At 60.2% G+C, this 18,002-nt stretch carries 4 protein-coding genes; 3 read left to right on the top strand and 1 reads right to left on the bottom strand.

Annotated features, from left to right (window positions below; translation table 11 throughout):
* The first annotated feature begins 66 nt into the window (after positions 1–66).
* The 3 genes from V1290_RS29745 (at position 67) to V1290_RS29735 (ending at position 4,840) form a co-directional block, all read left to right on the top strand.
* A complete protein-coding gene (locus V1290_RS29745) occupies positions 67–2,364 on the top strand; it encodes a type I secretion system permease/ATPase (protein ID WP_334367669.1) in 2,298 nt (765 codons plus the stop codon).
* Positions 2,351–3,604, top strand: coding sequence for an HlyD family type I secretion periplasmic adaptor subunit (locus V1290_RS29740; RefSeq protein WP_334367668.1), 1,254 nt, complete (start codon positions 2,351–2,353; stop codon positions 3,602–3,604). Before V1290_RS29745 ends, V1290_RS29740 begins: the two co-directional genes overlap by 14 nt.
* A 255-nt stretch (positions 3,605–3,859) precedes the next feature.
* Complete coding sequence (locus V1290_RS29735; RefSeq protein ID WP_334367667.1) at positions 3,860–4,840, top strand: transglutaminase-like cysteine peptidase; 981 nt, start codon at positions 3,860–3,862, stop codon at positions 4,838–4,840.
* An 84-nt stretch (positions 4,841–4,924) separates the two neighbouring features.
* Here V1290_RS29735 and V1290_RS29730 read toward each other — a convergent pair whose 3' ends face one another.
* Positions 4,925–17,884, bottom strand: coding sequence for a DUF5801 repeats-in-toxin domain-containing protein (locus V1290_RS29730; RefSeq protein ID WP_334367666.1), 12,960 nt, complete (start codon positions 17,882–17,884; stop codon positions 4,925–4,927).
* Positions 17,885–18,002 lie beyond the last annotated feature (118 nt).

Raw genomic sequence — 18,002 nt, 5'->3', positions numbered from 1 at the left:
GGCGATTTATTATATTCTGACGGCTTATTAGCCGCGTCGGTTGCGCGGGTCTTATTTACTTTACTAATGATCAGAGGCACTAGGTTGTTCTCCCGGACCTCCAAACAGGCGCAAGCCCGGCCGGCCAAAGACGAGGCGGACGGGGTCGTTAGCGCCGCCGACGTCCATCGGCCAGGTCGGGACCCCCTCGCAGCATCTCTGACCTATCTGGCTGCCCATCACGGCCGAGCGGTAAGTCGCGAGGCGTTACTGGGCGGGTTGCCCATCCTTGATGGACGGCTTTCGGTCGCCCTCTATGACCGTGCCGCGAGGCGCGCCGGACTGGAGACGGAGGCGATCAAGCGGGACATCCTCGACATTCCCGCCATCGTTCTCCCTGCGGTCCTGATCATGAAGACCGGCAAGGCGCTGATCCTTCTGGGAATCGATCAGGCCAGCCAAAGCGCCAAGATCCTAGACCCGACGAACCAGCCTGCCGCGCCGCAGGTTCAGAGCATCAAAGCGCTTTATGCGGATTACACGGGCTACACCTTCCTGGTGAGAGCCGCGGCCGAAGCCAATGCGCGAGCGGTTGCCGCAGGAGATCTTCCCCGGAGCCACTGGTTCTGGTCGGTCGTCAAGGTGCATTGGCGCAGCTACGGGCACGTCGCTCTCGCAGCCTTTCTGATCAACATGCTCGCGCTGGCGACGCCGCTGTTCACCATGAGCGTGTACGATAGAGTCATTCCGAACGGCGCGCTCCCTTCTCTGGTCGCGCTGGCGATCGGAATGGGTATCGCGATCGTTTTCGACTTCGTGCTGCGCACCGTGCGGAGCCGCATCATCGACATGACCGGAAAGACCGCAGACGTCGTTCTCGCCGCCAACATCTTCGAACACGTGATGGCGGTGAAGATGGCGCAGCGTCCAACCTCAGTCGGCATCATCGCCAATCAGCTTCGTGACTTCGATTCGGTTCGCGAGTTCTTCACGTCCGGCAGCGTGGTCTCTGCAACGGACCTCGTTTTCGCCGTGCTCTTCATCGCCATCCTGTTCACGATTGCCGGTCCGCTGGCGTGGATTCCGCTCGTGATGCTGCCGATCATGATCGCGCTCGGATTTACCATGCAGCGTCCGCTCGACCGCGCCATAAAACGAATGCAGGCCGAGTCCGCGGCACGCCATGGCGTGCTGGTGGAGTCCCTCGCGGGGATGGAAACGGTCCGTGCAACAGGCGCCGAGGCCCGAATGCAAACGGCCTGGGAACGGTCGGTCGCAGCAACCGCGCGGTCGGGAGAAGACGTCCATTTCTGGTCGTCGCTGACGTTGACGAGCGCGAATGCGGCGCAACAGCTTACCAGCCTCCTTCTGCTCATGGTCGGCGTGTTTCTCATTCTCGACGGCAAGCTCAGCGTTGGCGCCCTCGTTGCTGCCAATATGCTGGCTGGCAGGGTTTTGGCGCCGATTGCCGGGATCGCGTCCGTCATCACACGCGGCACCCAGACATTGTCTGCGCTCAAGTCGATCGACCGTATCATGTCGCTGGAACGCGAGCGGTCTCCGCAGCGCGCCTATGTCGCCCGCAAAATCGAGCAGGGCCGCATCAGCTTCGAAAACGTCAGCTTCTCGTATCCGAACGCACCCGGCAAAGCGCTCGACAAGGTTTCCTTCAAGATCGAGGCCGGCGAGCGAATTGGAATTATCGGCCGAGTCGGCTCCGGCAAGACAACGGTCGGACGTCTCCTGCTCGGTTTCTACGAGGCGGAAGAAGGACGCATCCTGATCGACGGCGTGGACTCCCGGCAATATGACCCGTCGGACCTGCGCGCCGGCATCGGATTTGCGATGCAGGACACCGACCTCTTCTTCGGGAAGCTGCGCGACAACATTGCGCTGGGCAAGCCCGAGGCGACGGACGAAGAGGTGCTTGCTGCGGCACGTTTGTCCGGCGTCGAGAGCTTTATCGCCGGCCATCCCATGGGATACGACATGCCCATCGCCGAAGGTGGCCGCAGTCTTTCGGGCGGGCAGAAACAGGCGATCGGGCTGGCGCGCGTGCTCATCAGGAAGCCTCGCGTGCTGTTCCTGGACGAACCCACCGCGCATTTTGATGTGCGCAGCGAAACTGAATTCCTGGAACGGCTCAAGGGCATGCGCGGAGAACAGATGACCATCATCATCTCCACCCATCGCCTTTCGCTTCTCGGAATGGTCGATCGTCTGCTGCTGTTTGACAATGGTCGGCTGGTTGCAGACGGACCACGGGACAAGGTCCTCGCTCTGCTGCAAGGCAAGCCTGCGGCAGCTCCGCCCGAAACCGTGGCGCAACCCACTGTCGCGCCTCGCGCAGCAGCCCTGGTGCAAAATCCCAATGCCGGCATCTGATTTTGCCTTCGCCAATGACATCCGTGCGGCAGCAGCAATGCGCACGCCACGAACCTCGCGCATGCTCTTGCAGGCTTTCCTCGCCCTGCTCGTGACGTTTCTGGTCTGGGCGCATTTCGCGGTCCTCGAGGAAGTCAAACGGGGCAATGGCCGCGTCGTGCCTTCCCGCCAGACCCAGGTCGTCCAGACCCTTGAAGGCGGTATCGTCGGTGACATCCTCGTTCAGGAGGGCGCCATCGTTAATCAGGGCCAGTCGCTGATGCGAATCGACGACACCAAATTCGCGTCCGAGTTTGGTGAGATCAGGGAACGACGCGGTGCGATGGCGGCGCGCGTTGCACGACTAGAGGCAGAGGCGCGCGGACGAAGCGAGATCACGTTCCCCGAACAACTCGACCAAGTGGTTCCGGCGGCAGTCGCTACCGAGACCAGCGTTTTCAAGATGCGTGGACAAAAGTTGGCGCAGGATGTGGACGTCCTAAAGCAACAGGTAACCAGACTGACGGGCACGCTCAAGCTTCTGGAACGCGAACTCGAACTCACCCGCAGGCTCTATGAGCAGAAGGTCGTACCCGAGATCGAGATGCTGCGGCTCGACCGCCAGGCCACCGAAATGCGCGGGCAGCTCGCCGAGGCACAATCGAAGATCGCCAATACCCTTGCGTCCTTTCGATCGCAGGCAGACGAAGATCTGGCCAAATCAAAGGGAGATCTTGCGGTGCTCGATGAAAACATCAAATCCGCGCAAGATCGTGTGCGACGCACTGACCTGAAGGCGCCGGTGCATGGCATCGTTAATAAATTGAACGTGACGACGATCGGTGCGGTGGTTCAGCCCGGCGCCAATGTGATGGATATCATCCCATTGGATGACACGCTGCTGGTGGAAGGCCGCATACGGCCCCAGGATATCGCCTTCATCCGCCCCAATCAGGACGCGGTGGTAAAGCTCTCGGCCTATGACTCGTCGGTGTACGGCTCGCTAAAGGGCAAGGTGGAGCGGATAAGTGCCGATACTATCGTCGATGATAAGGCGGCCGACCGGTCGGAGCGCCAGGAAACCTTTTATCGCGTGATGGTTCGTACCGATAAAAACCATCTCGGCACGACCGAAAACTCTTTGCCGATCATTCCCGGCATGGTCGCGACGGTCGAGATCCTGACAGGCGAGAAATCCGTGCTCGATTACCTTCTCAAGCCGGCCCGTACCCTGCGGGACGAGGCCATGCGCGAGCGGTGAGCATGTTGCTTAACGGAACGTTGCTGTGACCCGTTCAACTTTGAAGTGATTTTGAGGCATCCGGAAAACCGGCAATTGACAGCCTTTTCCGACATTTCCTCTACCCCTGCCTCCCCTTAACTCACCATAAGCGGCGAAGGCCGCAGTTTCCGTCCCGATAACAGATTGGGGCGGCCGATCGACGCAAAGACGTTGACTGACGCTCCTGACAAAGGGGACGTCATGACGCCGCGCGTAAAACTGCGGAGCCCACGCTTGCATACGTTGGCCGCGGGGATCATTCTCGCGCTCTGTGTTGGCGCTGCATCCGAAGCATTGGCTGCCGAGGATGCGTCGCTGGAAGAGGCCAGGGCAGATCTCGCGCCGGGCGGCGACCAGGCGTCGCCGGCGAAATTCTTCAGCATCAATGCCGTCCTTGCCAAGCATGATCGTCAGCGTGATCGGAGCATCACCGATGCGGTCCGCCTCGCCGCCCTCACCCCTTCGAACACGGCAACGGATGCGCCGCCTGCGCTTAGGGAAGCGCCCGCGGTAGGTGCCGAACCGTTCGGATTGTTCACATTCCGCGCGCCCGACGGCCTCCTCTGGCGCAAATGGCGCGGTGTCGAAGCCGCCTTGGTGAAGGAGCAGGCTATCCTCGATCATTGCCGGGCGGACGCCGACAATTGTCCCGCCCACGCCGCCCAATTCCTGCGGCTCGTCAACGCGGTCGGGGCGAAGTTGGGACGCGACAAGCTTGATGAGGCCAACCGGGGCGTCAACGCGGCCGTCCGCTACGTCAGCGACCTCTCCCAGCACGGCGAGCCCGATCGATGGAGCACGCCGCTAGCGACGTTCGCGTCGGCGAAAGGCGACTGCGAAGATTATGCGGTCGCCAAATATGTCGCGCTGAGCGCCGCGGGCTTTCCCCGCAACGACCTGCAGCTCGTGCTGGTCCGCGACCGTATGGTCCGTCAGGACCACGCGGTATTGGCGGCGCGTGTGGACGGCCACTGGCTGTTGCTGGACAACCGGTTCTCGACGTTGATAGCGGATTCCGAAGCCACGCGCTTCACGCCGCTGTTCGCGATCGATCATCAGGGCGTTCACCTCTTCGCCACGCCCTATGCGAACCGCCCGCTTGTAGGCGGTGAACTCGAGGCGGCGCCGGCTGCGGACGTCAGCGGCAAGGCTATTGGCGTCGGTGCGCCAGCAGATAGCGCATCCGGGCTGAACACCCTGCCCCTGCTGATGTAGCGCATACGCTCCGCGCCCATCGGAGCGGCAAGACAAAAGCCCGCCGGACCGATCCGGCGGGCTTCTTCAATTCGGTGCGTCAGCTCAGAGACCCGGCTGCAGATGAGCCGTATCCACCGTCCCGCCGGCCTGAATGACGGCAAGAGCCATCTTCGCAGCCGCTGCCGAGGTGTCGCCGAAGGCGTCGTGCGTGAGCGGCTGGTCGGCGGTAGCGAAATGCGTCAGCTCGCCTTCGCCTTGGGAGCCCAGTCCCCCCGGCGGGAAGCTCAGCTCGCCATGGCCCGGTCCGAAGTCGAGGATCTGGTCGAACCCATGCGGCAGCTCGTGGTAGGCCGTATCGGCCGGAGCAGATGCCCCGAGCGACGCATCGAGATCGACCTCGACGAAGGTGCCGATGGTGCCGTCGGCATAAGTAAACGAACCGACCCCCGCAATCGTCTGTCCGTCGATGGGAGTACCAGCCGTCGTCGCAAGATCGATGCTCTTGATGCCGAGATCGCTGAGCTTGATCAGTTCGCCGTCCTCGCTGACGCCGTTGTGATTGGCGTCCTGCCACATCACGAGATCGCCAAACGCCTGATCCTTAGCGTCGATCACGCCATCATCGTTGCCGTCGAGGCTCGCCAGCGCGGCGATACCGTCGGCGAAGTGGCCGCCATTAAAGTTCGGCGTGAACAGCTCGTTGCCACTTTCGATCTTGCCGGAGCCGTCGAGATCCAGCGCAAGAATGCCGTCCTGGCCATCGGCGGTCCAGGCAGTCTGGTCTTGTGCACCATCGCCATTGATGTCGAACTGGACCCCGTCGCTGATGGAGCTGAACGAAATGCCGTGAGCTCCGAGATCAAGAACGATAGGATCGACGCGCCCGTTCCCGACCAACGTCGCGAGGCTGGTCCCGCCACTCGTCAGGGTAACATTCTCCAGATCGACAAGGATATCGTTATTGTCGCTCTGGCTATTGGCCACCTGCTCGTAAACATAGGTGTGGTTGACACCGTCGATCGTGGCCGTGAAAGCTACCGTAGCGCCGCCGCTGCCCAAATCGTTTTGCTGTAGATAATCGACTACAGCAGCGACATCCTGGATTGAATCAAGCGTGAGCGCGCTACTGAAGGTGTCCGCATCATCAAACGTGATAATGCCGTTCGAAATGGCGTGCGATCTTACCTGATTTCCACCGATCGTCAGGTCCGAGTTGGATCCGTTCGTACCCACCGTATTCGACGCAGCAAAAGGCGTGCCACTGAGCGTTAGCTTGTCAGCAGTAACATTGAAGTCCTTGATAATATCGTAGCCGGCAATCGTTCCGCCGTCTCCGCTGCCTCCGATAGTAACTGCAGATTCGCCACTAAAGATGCTAAACGTATCCCCGCTAGCACCACCAAACATGATGTCGCGCCCGTCGCCACCGTTAAGTGTATCGGCGAGATCGTTACCGATCAGAACGTCATTTCCGTTATCGCCGTTAAGCGCGTTGGAAGCCCCAGACCTACCGATCAAAATTTCGTTGGAGTTACTACCGGTCAGGGTCGTTGTGCTCGTCGATCTGTTGTCGATCGTCACTGTGACAGCCGCCACCGTGGCAGATCCATCAGTGGCCTTATAGGTGAACGAGCCGTTGTTACCGCCGTTCAAGTTGCTCCCGTCATCCGTAAACGTGACGGACCCGCCGTTGCCTGTCCCGGTCGCATGCGAGGTCGCACCGCTGGTGCCTGCGCTGACCGCAGTGACATCCAGTACGTTGTCCAGGTCGGTATCGTTGGCTACCAGCGCCCATTCCGGGATCACAACGGCTGCATTGTTGCCGATGTTGGTAATGACAGTATCTGCGGCAGCAGTCGGCGCATCGTTCACCGCGGTGATGTTGATCGTCGCTGTATCGGTGGCGGTCAGCGAGCCACCGCTGCCGGTGTCGCCGGTGTCATTGACCAGCAGCGTCAGCGTCGTACTCGCCGGCGGCGCATCCACATTGGCGTTATAGACGATCGTACCGCCACTTCCGAACCAACCCCCATTGGTATCGGTGCCGGCCAGCAGATTGTTGAGCTCCTCGAGCGTCCCGGTGACCGTGACAGAGGAGGTCCCGCTGCCGGTGATACTACTGATACCGCTGTTGCCGGCCCCCACGGTCAGGGTTCCAGTTCCGACCGACAATGTCATGGAGATGACGTTGCTGCCCGCATCGATGTCGGCAATCGACATACCGGTGTTGTGGAGGTTCAGGTTCGTCTGCTCGGTTGCGCTGTAGGACGCCGGCGTAATCGTCGCCGTCGGCGCGTCGTTCGCCGCCTGTAGATCGAGCGTAAGCGTATCCGTATCGGATTTTGCACCGCCGGTACCGAGATTACCACCGTCGTTAGTTGTAACGGTAAGCGTCACGTCGGTGCTGGAATTGGCAACCGGAGTGTAGGTTACGCTCTGCGCCGCGTTCGACAAGAACGCGTTGATATTATCCACCGTTCCCGTGAGGGTCAGCGCCGTGGCCGAGCCGCCGACCGTAACGCCGTCGGCAGAAGTCGCCGATAGCGCACCGCTGCCGATCAAAAGCGTAACGGTGACGTTACCAGTGCCCGCATCAGCATCGGAAATCTGGATGGTAGTAAGCCGCGCAGCCGTATCCTCGGCGATCGCAATCAAATCAGGCAGAACATTGACCGGCGCATCGTTCACCGCGGTGATGTTGATCGTCGCGGTATCGGCGGCGGTCAGCGAGCCACCGCTGCCGGTGTCGCCTGTGTCATTGACCAGCAGAGTTAGCGTCGTATTCGCCGGCGGCGCATTCACATTGGCGTTGTAGACGATCGTGCCGCCACTTCCGACCCCTCCCCCATTGGTGTCGGTGCCGGCCAGCAGATTGTTGAGCTCCGCGAGTGTGCCGGTGATCGTGACCGAGGAAGTCCCATTGCCGGTGATGCTGTCGACGCCACTGTTACCGGCCCCCACGGTCAGGGCTCCAGTTCCGACCGACAAAGTCATGGAGATGACGTTGCTGCCCGCATCGATGTCGCCCACCGAAAGGCCGGTGTTGTGGAGGTTCAGGTTCGTTTGCTCTGTTGCGCTGTAGGAAGCCAGCGTAATCGTCGCCGTCGGCGCGTCGTTCACCGAATTGACAGTGACCGATGCCGTATCGGTGGCGCTCGAGAACGCAGAGCTGCCGCCGTTGGACGAGGTGTCCACCTTTGTGCCGGCGGTGCCGGTGCTCTCATCCCAAGCGCGGAACGTGATACCGTCTGTCACCGTGCCGTTGTAATCGGCTGACGGCTTGAAATACAGCCGGGTACCGGCATCTGCTGCAAGCAGCAGCGCGCTGGTGCTGCTGACTGCTCCCACCGCAGCCCAAGTGACTCCATTGTTGGTCGAGTAGTGCCAGGTGCCGTTCGCGCTGTTGGTAGCCGTAATGGCAATGCCCAGGCCAGGACCATCTGCATCCGTCACGTTATCAAAGCCGCCGCCGCTGGCCGTGTCGACCAGTGCGGAGACAAGCGTGCCTACGGCGCCGGACGGCGCAGGCGCGTCTTCATTGACGGCCGCAATGACCGGTGAATCCGTGACGTCGAGAACCGGCGCTTCGTTTACATTGTTGACGTTGATCGTCAGCGTCGAGCTGCCGGTATCGCCGTCATTGTCCGTCAAAGTGTAGGTGAAGGGACGGCCGAAACTGGACGTGATCGTGGACGGCGGCGTGTAGGCATAGGCGCCGTCATCCAGATCAATGACGAAACTCTCGCCGGCGCTGCCGGTGAACGTGATCGTCAACTGGTTGGTGGTAGCATTGAAAGTGGCGGTGTTCGACCCCGAACCCGACGTGGTGATCGCGTCAGTCGCAGGGTTGTAAGTGTAGGTCTTGCCGCCGATTTCGATCGACTTCACATATCCGCCGTCAGCACCGAACGAAGTCGGAATGCTGCCGTCGATCACCGAGCCCGAAATCGACGGACTTATCGTCCCCGCCAGGCTCGACTGGAGCTGGTTGAGGTCGGTGACGATCAGGGCATCCGTATCGGTGCCGGCGCCGGTGCCGTCATAGGCCAGCGGATCGAGGTAGGTGCTGGGCGCCGAGGAGCCCAGTCCGATTGCATAAGATACGACGTCGTTGGCGTTGACGAAGTTGACCCAATCCGTGAGTTCGTCGCCGGACACTTGTTCGCTGGTCGGATCTGGTTGCCCGTCCGAAATGAAGTAGGAAACATTGCGCACACCGGCCGTCGTCAGCTTGCCCGCATCATCGAAGGCGTCAGGCGCAAGCGACGTGGCATCGTCGTAGTCGGTGCCATCATTCGCCGTCAGGCCATCAATGTAGGTCTTTGCGTCCGCGACCGACAGCCACACGCTGCCCTGCTTCTGCGCGGAGTCGTTGAACTTGATGATCTGGACCTTGACGTCGCCAACGGAGTCATACTGATCGAGCAATTCCTTGGCAGCCGCCTTGAGCAGGTCGAGGCGCGTTGCGTAACCGGAGACGCCTGAACTGAAGTCCATACTTCCGGAACGATCGAGGATCAGCAGGATGTTGGTGTCCGAGGATCCCTCGGTCACGGTCTTGACGATCGGCGCAGCGACCGGAATGTCGTCATCGATGGTGATGGCCAACGTGCCGGTAGCCTTGTCGGCGATAGGCAGCGTGGCGTCCTTGACCTGGTAGGTCAGGTTGACGGTCGCGTCGTTCTCGTTGTTGCCCGCATCATGGAGAACCGGCTTCAACAGCGTGAACACGTAGTTGCCGTTGCCATTGTCCGACCCGCCATCCACGACGACCGTGAAGATCGCGCCGCGCGCGGCGGACGATGCGATCAGGGTATTGTTGGTGGCGTTCCAGCTATACGTAACGCTCTCGGAACCAACCAGACCTGTCGTGCCGTCCATCGGCGCGAAGTTGATCGGATCCGAGGCCGCTTTGCCGTCCGTGTTGTAGTTGTGCGGCAAGGTACCGCTGGCGGTTATGGCCTCCCCGGACAGGTCGTCAGCGAAGGTACTGCCGGCAATACCGTTCGGAAGACCTTCGTCGTCCACCGAAGCCGAGGTGTTTCCTGCGGTCGGCAACGAGTTCGTCTGGACGCTGCTAAGCGTGACGGTTGCCGTTGAGGTATCGCCGTCGCCGTCCCTGATCGTGTAGGTGAAGCTGTCAGCACCCGTGTAGCCAGCCTCCGGCGTATAGGTGAAGGTGCCGTTGTTGTTGTATACGACGGTGCCGTGCGCGCCGTTTGTGACGCTAACTTGGCCGGTGAGCTGCGAATTATCCGTATCGACCCCATCGGCGCCGAACTCATCGTTGGCCAACAGGCCGGTCAAGAGCGTCGTACCGGTGATGGTCGTTGCCCAGATGTCGTTCACCGCTGTTGGGGCGTCGTCGACGATATTGATTTTGATCGTCGACGTAGCAGTTTCGCCGTCGCTGTCCGTAGCTACGACGCTCAGGTTTTCGGGCAGGCCGTTGTTACCCTGCAGCGAAGCATGCTGCTCGTTGTCAACGAGCGTGTAGCTGTAGCTTACGGTGGTGCCGTTGAACGCGGTTACTGCAAACGTATTCCCGGTTGCCGTCGTAAACGAAGTGGCGGTAAAAACTCCGTTCGTGACGATGGCGTGACCGTCAATCATCAGGCTGTTGAGCCCGTCGGCCGCTGCAATAGTAAATGTTCCGTTCTGCGAGAGGTTTCCGGAGTCCGGGCTCGAGCCGGCCGACTCGCCTGCGCCACGGCTCGCCAGCAGATCGTTTTCATGGACGGTGATATCGCCGTCTTCGCCGTTGATCCCCGAAATCGTGACGCCGTGATCGGAAATGCCGATCGTCAACGTCGCGGTCGAGACATCCCCGTCGCCGTCGGTCAGCGCATACGTAAAGACGTCGTTCGCAACAACCGGCGACCCGTCGAAACGGGTATAGGTGTAATCGCCGTTCTCGTTGAGAACGAGCGTGCCGTACTGGCCGATGACCTGGAAGTTTTGCGAGCCGTCCGGCGTCGTGACAGTGGTGACGCCAACGACGCCCGTAACTTTCGCGCCGTCTGCGCCAAGCACGTCTGCGCCGAAATTGGTCGTGCCTACCCCGGTGATGACGTTGCCCGTAGCACTTGAATTGTCGGCGAATGCAAAATCGTCGAAGCCAAAGTAACCGGGGCCGTCGACAACGATCTTGTCGACGCTGCCCAGAACGGAGAGACTCACATATGTCGGCCCACCGGCTGCGCCCTGATGGATCTCCTGCGAAAAGCTGCTGACTTGAACGCCATTCACATAACCATAGACCGTAATGGTCATCGGTTCGGAACCGTTCGCGGAGAACCATGCTCCAAGCGCCGTGAACTTGCTGCCATCGGTATGCGTGATGGTAATCGGGTCGCCCGCCGTTCCGGCGTAGCCCTCTCTCTCCAAGCCATCCCTTTCCCCAATGAAGACAAGGTTGCTGCCCGAGTGAGGCGCATAGTTCGCGAAAGGTCCGGAGCCCGGAGGATTGTAAATACCCGCCTGAATGAAATTGAAACCGTGATAGGGCGACGCAATCGGCGTCTCGCCATTCTCGGCAAGCACGACGTCATCGAAATTCAGGGTTTGCACGGCACTTGAAACGGAGTCGGTATCCGCATTCGCCACCGGCATGTCGTCGTCGACGCCGATCGTGAAGCTACCGTTCACCGCGTCACCGTCGGAATCGGTGGCGGTATAGTTGAACGTCAGGCGGATGTCGTTCTCGTTGTTGCCCGTAGCGTGGTCGAGTTGATCCTTCAGCACGACGCGGAATGCGCCGGCGCCTTCATCGGACAACGATACTTCAATGACGGTGCGTCCACCGGCGACGCCAGTCAGGATGGTGCCATCGGCATTGGTCGAGAACACCACCGCCTCGCCCTTCGAGGTGAGCACGGACACGCCCGACACGCCGACGCTCGCATTGGCGAACGTCAGGCTGCGATCGCCGACACCATCCGGATGATCCTGGGTCAGGGTGCCGAGCGAACCCGAAGTGATGTCCACGCCGCTATCGAGGTTATCGGCACCCCACTTGATGTTGAGGTAGCCTGTTGACGTCGTCTCATTGGCGTCGCCATCCGTGTTGGCAACGTAATTGTCGCCCGCTTGAGTGTCGTGGCTACCGAACGCGAGCGGTCCAGTCAGACCGTCCTCGTCGACGAAGGTCACGGGAACGAGGCTGACATTGTCGATATAGGCGCCGAGCGAATTCTCCTGCCCGGCCCCTTGGAAGCCGAGCACATCGCCCGCGCCGGTCCCGATCACGCTGACGGTGATCAGTTGCCAGACACCCGCCGTCATGCCCGTCGAGTCGATGGATTTCACCACCTGCCCGTTCCACAACACGTTCAGGCTACCGCTGTCGGCGTTACCCTGGTTGGGACGCGGCGAATAGTAGAACGTCAGTTCATAGGCCTCGCCGGCATGCGTACCGGCAATCACCTGCTGAATGATCGTGTTGGTGTGGCCGGAGTCGTTGTAGTGGTCGCCACCGGACAGATTCCCGCTGCCGAGATCGGAATCGAGCTCGATCAGCGCGTTGCCGTCCTGTGCGAACACGCCGCCGACATTGCCGGTCTGCACTTCGAACGGCACATCACCGTGTGGGCCCGAGGTGCCGATGTCCACCGAGTTCCAGCCGTCAACACTATGGTAGATCGACCATTGATTATTGCCGAGATCGTGGCCCTGCTCGAAGCTGCCGTTGGCTACCAGGTTGTTTGGCGCGACCGCCGACTCGATGATCGGCATATCGTCGTCGATCGAGATCGCCAGCGTGCCCGTCGCCGAGTCCCCGTCGCGATCGATGACCGTGTAGGTCAGATCGATGTTTATGTTATCTTCATAAGCCGCCTGCGATCCGGCAACGTTGGGATCATCGTGGACGGGATGATCAACCTGGCCAAGCAGCGAGAAGCTATAGGCGCCAGTGGCGGCATTGGTAACCTGGATCTTGAACGCTGCCGTAGCGGTCGCGTGTGCGAGCGTATCTGCCAACGTCGATGCATAGAGCGTGTTGGAGGCGCTATCCCAATAATAGTGAAGCGCCGCATTGCCAGCCGTGACGGCGTGGGCAGCCGTATCGACCACCGCAGCTCCATGCAGCGAAGCGAATCCAACCGAGGCTGGCTCATCCGCCCCGACCGAGAAATTTAAGGTACCGGTAACGGGGGAGAGCGATGTGGCATCATCGCCCGCAGCAATCGTATCGTGGTTACCCGCGGTCAGGTCGTCTTCGTCGACCGATACTATCGCGTTCGATTTCGCAACGGGAATATCGTCCCGGATCTGGATCGTAAACGCACCGGTCGGCAGCTTGACCGTGTCGCCATCGCCGTCGGTAACGATGATGTATTCGGACAGATCAAGCGCTGTCGTCAGCAGGTTTTCGGTGTTGTCACCGTTTTGGCCGTTCAGCGACGGATGATCGATCTGGTCCTTGAGCGTGAAGACATAGGAACCGTTGGACGCGACCGTGAGCGTGAAGACCTCGCGATCGGTGCCGGCCTGGTAACCGGAATTCCCGCCCTGATTGACGTAACCGCGCAGCGTATTGCCGTCGGATACGATCAATATGTCGCCGCCCTTGGACTCCAGGCCGGTGTTGATCGGGCTGTTCTGAACGACGAGATCGAATGCCGTTGAAGCCGGACCATCCGCACCGAAATTGACCAGCGCATTCAGCGCGCCCACGGCAATGGCCGAACCCGTGCCGGTGGTTTCGCCAGTACGATTTGCATCGAGATTGCCCGCGGGCAATCCGTCTTCATCCACGGCAACCGAGATCGTGGCCCCGGTGATCGTCGGGCCGTCATCCTCAAAACGGATCTTGCCGGAAATATCCGCCGAAGCCCTCGCGGGGTCGCCGTCACCATCGGTGACCGTAACCGTGGCAAAAACCTTATTGCTTGCGATCGCAACATACTCGTCCGCGTCGCCCGTATTATTGTGTTCCAGCGAGACGTACTGGACTACTGAAACCTTGCCGGTGACCGGATCGATCGCGATCGCAAACGCCGCCGAGTCGCTTCCGGTATTGGTCGTGCTCGATCCAGAGTCTAGACCGTCATAGCGGCCGACGATCAGATCGCCTTCCTTGAACAGGTAGATGTCCTTGCCATCGGTCGTTTCGAGGCCGGAATTGGTGCCGTTTCCGCCGTTTAAGGTGAGCGAAAACACCTTGGAATTGGAGCTCGCCGCACCGTCGGCGCCGAAATTGGTCGAAACCGTCAGCGCCGCGCCCTCACTCTGCGCAAATCCGATCGCGCCATCGACCTTTTGAGCGCTCGTAAGATGCGGATCCGAGCCCTTGTGGTGAACATTGGCGAACAAATCCCTGACCGCCTGCACCGTCGTATCGTCGTCGGATGACTGAACGTCCGGCGTCTCGTCATGAACAACGGAGAAGCCGCTCGCGGCATTTGCTTCGACCGACGGACCGTCATCGAGGAAGGTGATCAGCTTGCCGATATTGACCGAGTCGGACGACTTGTCGCCGTCGGAATCGGTGACGGTAAGCGTGGCAATGATCTTGCCGTCGAGATTCTGCTGGACCGTCAGCGGGTCGTCGGGCGACGCGTCATTGGCGTTGGTGCCGTTGTCGTTGGTTTCGTTGAAATCGCCGCGGTCGTCATGCTTGATCGAGAGATATTGAGCGACGCTGACCTTGCCGTCTGAATCGATGGCAATCGCGAACGCGACATTGCCGTTGAAGGCGCTGTTGACGTCGGAAACAGTACCGAGGATCAGGCCGTCGGCATTGACGGAAAGGACGATCTTGCCACCGTCGGTCACGAACAGGCCGGAATCCGTTCCGTTGCCGCCTGCCACACTCAATGAGAACCTGTGCGGATAAGGCGGATAGTCCGCGCCGATAGTCGAATCGTCAATAACAACAGCGAAATCCGACCGCGCGTAGGCGATTGCGCCGTTGCCCGAATTGCCACCATTGTTGTCGCCCGGCACGTCCGGATCATCGCCGACGACACCCGTCGCTTCGAGCTTGGCGAACAGATTCCTGACGCTGCTTGCCGTCGTATCGTCCGCCTGGTTGCCTGGAGTTTCGTCGATGGTGACTGAACCCCAACCAGGATCGATATCGGCATGCGGAACGTCATCGGTCACGTTGATCGTGAACTTGCCGGTCAAGGAGATGGTATCGCCATCCTTGTCAGTGAAGGTGACGATGGAGCCAAGGTCGATGTTGGGAATCGAATGCTGGACGCCATTGTCGAGCGGGCCGGAGCGCAGATCGCTGTTCTGGCCGCTACCCTCCGTATGAATCAGTTCGTCATAGAGGCGGAATTCGTACGCGCCGGTCTCGGTGTTCAGGGTGAGCGAGAAAACCGGGTTGCCATTGGGATTGGGCTCGTTGCCCGTGATGATGATTTCGTGGGAGCCAACGGGGCCGTTCGAAATCACATAGGTCAGCAGCTTGCCGTTCTCGCCGTCGCCCTGGGCGGATTGCTTTGAGTACAAGCCAAGCGCGCTCAGTTTCGCAATGGCGTCCGACGAGAAGCCGAATGTCCCCGTCTCGTCAGCACCGACCGAAACCAGGCCAGCCAGCGTGCCCGACACGAACGCGGCACCGGTAAAGATCTCGGTGGTCGAGCCGTCGACATTGCCGCCGTCATACGGGCTGGTGCCCTGCGACCACGGCGTCAGGATGTCGTCCTCATCGACCGTGCGGGCAATGGAGGCGCCCGTCAGAACGGGAATGTCATCCTGCACCTCCATCTTGAACGTTCCAGCACCAAGCGTGATGCTGTCGCCGTCACCGTCGATGGCAATGACAAAGGCCGATAGGTCCAGCGCTGTCGTCAGCGCGTTTTCGCTATTGTCACCGGCCGCGCCATTCAGCGATGGATGATCGATTTGATCCTTCAGCGTGAATGTGTAGGAACCATCTGCCCCGACCGTCAGGGTAAAGACTTCGCGGTCGCCGTTCCCAAAGCCCGATCCGGCAGCGCCGGTCTCGACATAGCCATGCAGCGCGGTCCCGTCAGACACGATCAGGACCTGGGCGCCTTGCGACGTTAGACCCGAGCTGACCGGCGTAGCCTGCGTGGCCAGATGGAATGCGTTCGCACCAGCGCCATCGGTTCCGAAATCGACCAGGGAGGTGAGCGAACCGGTGGCAACGGCAGAGCCCGTTCCGGTGACCTCGCCCGTGCGGGCAGCGTCGGCATTGTGACCGACCAACCCGTCCTCGTCGACATGTGCAATTACTGCGTCTTCGCCGATCAGCACCGGACCATCGTCCTGGAAGACGATGCTGGACATTTCACCGCCGGCGATCTGGATCGTCGCGGAAGATGTCGCGGTGTCGTTGTCGACGTCGGTGATAGTCGCCGTCAGCGTAATGCCAAGGCTTGCAAAGACAACCTCGCTCTCATCCTGGTTGGAACTGAGCAGCGTGAGCGCCTTGCTGGAATCGAAATTGTTGCCGTCCTGGCCATGGTCGATTGCCATGTATTGGTCGATCACGAGTTGACCGCCCGACAGGCTGCCTGCGTCGACGAGCGTGATGCGGATCGCGATCGGACCATTGGGATCGTTGCCGACACGACCCACGACCTCTGTGTCACTGACCTTGAACAGATAGATGGTGTCGTCACCGTACAGGCCGCTGGGATCGGTCACCTTCAGTGTGCTGGCGACGCTGCCAGACGGACCGGAGCCCCCCGTTAGCGAGAAGCTGTACTGATAGGTGGTCGACTTCTCGCCGTCAGTTCCGGGATCCTTGACCACGTTGAACAGCGCCTGCAGGGCGCCCTGTCCCTGCTCTTCGCCGCCAACGGCCGTCTTCACTTCGCCGATCGGAACGGAGCCGGTCGGATCCGGCATTGTCGAGCCGGTATCATCAAGCGGTCCCGGGAAGCCGTCGGGATTGGGATCAAAGCCGATCGATTCATCGAGCGATAAAGTTGCCAGTTGCGCAGAACCTTCTACCGGCTCGACCACCGATACGGAAATGGCCGGACCGTCATCGTCGAATGCGACGCCGATGGAATCTGTCGATACGTGCGTAACGACCACGCCGAGCGCATCGGTGACGACTTGCTGAACGAAAACAACGTCCGCGAGTTCGATCCGATCATTCGGATCGAGCGTGTTGCTGTGCTGAACGGCCTCATATTGTGCGACGCTCAGCTTGAGGGAGACGGGATCCAGATAGAGCGCAAAAGCGATTGCGCCGCCGGCGTTGGGGGTCGTGCCGTTCCCTTCACGCGCAACAATGAGATTTCCTTCCGTGAACAGGAAGATCTCATTCCCGGTTGCGGTCGCTTTCAATCCGGTATCGACTCCGGCAAATGCGGCGCCGGCCGACGTAGTCAGCACATAGGCCACCGTACCGGGACCATTGGTGCCGAAGTTGACGTTCGCCGCGGCGATTTCGGACACGGCGCTCTGCGCCCACCCAATCAGTCCGGCCTGCTGGAAGACAGCCGGCAAGAGTGGATTGGCTTGATCATCTGCGGTGAGTTGTACACCGAGCGTCTCGTCATGAACCGTCAAGACGCCCGCGAGCGTGAAGCTGCCCGAGGGCGCGACGTTCGGGGTACCGTTGAAAGTCTCGGGAGTAAGGGCGAAAGTGCCGAGCGACTCCTGTCCGAGCAGGTCGAGCGGATTGCCCGTTGCCAGCGGATCGACGGAGCTATTGCTGAAGTTCGCGCCGCTGGCTTGGGCATTGCCGCCGCCCTCGCCGGCCGCCGGCAAAATCGACTGGTCCGTGGTGATCGGAAACAGGCTTGCGAATTCGCTGACCGAAACGTCGCGCCCCGGCGCCACTTCGATAGTCAGGTTCTTCAGGGCATCATGCCCTGAATCGAAGAACGGCTCGACTGTCACGGTCGACTTGTTGTCGAACAGGATGATCAACCTATCGCCGACATGGACGAGCGTGATCTTCTCATTCGCGATCCCTGAAAAATCGACCTTGACCTTCTGGTCGTAACCGAGATTGACGACCACCGCCTGGTCGCCCATCGGCTTCGTCAGCTTGAAAATTCGGGGAGGTGCGGAACTGTTGGCGAGAGTGGAACCGGAAAGCTGAGCGACCTGAAATTGCGCGTTCATTAGTCTAAGTACTCCGCCAAAAAAAATGCGTTTAATTCAAGTTTGCAAAAAATATTCCAAACTTTTGACGTATTAAGCTATTGTTAACCGTTCCTAGGGTCAACAAAATCAATTGGTT

It is taken from the genome of Bradyrhizobium sp. AZCC 1578 (genome assembly GCF_036924675.1).
Classification (GTDB): Bacteria; Pseudomonadota; Alphaproteobacteria; order Rhizobiales; family Xanthobacteraceae; genus Bradyrhizobium.
The sequence above is the reverse complement of the archived record's forward strand: the minus strand, read 5'-3'. Positions and strand labels throughout refer to the sequence as shown.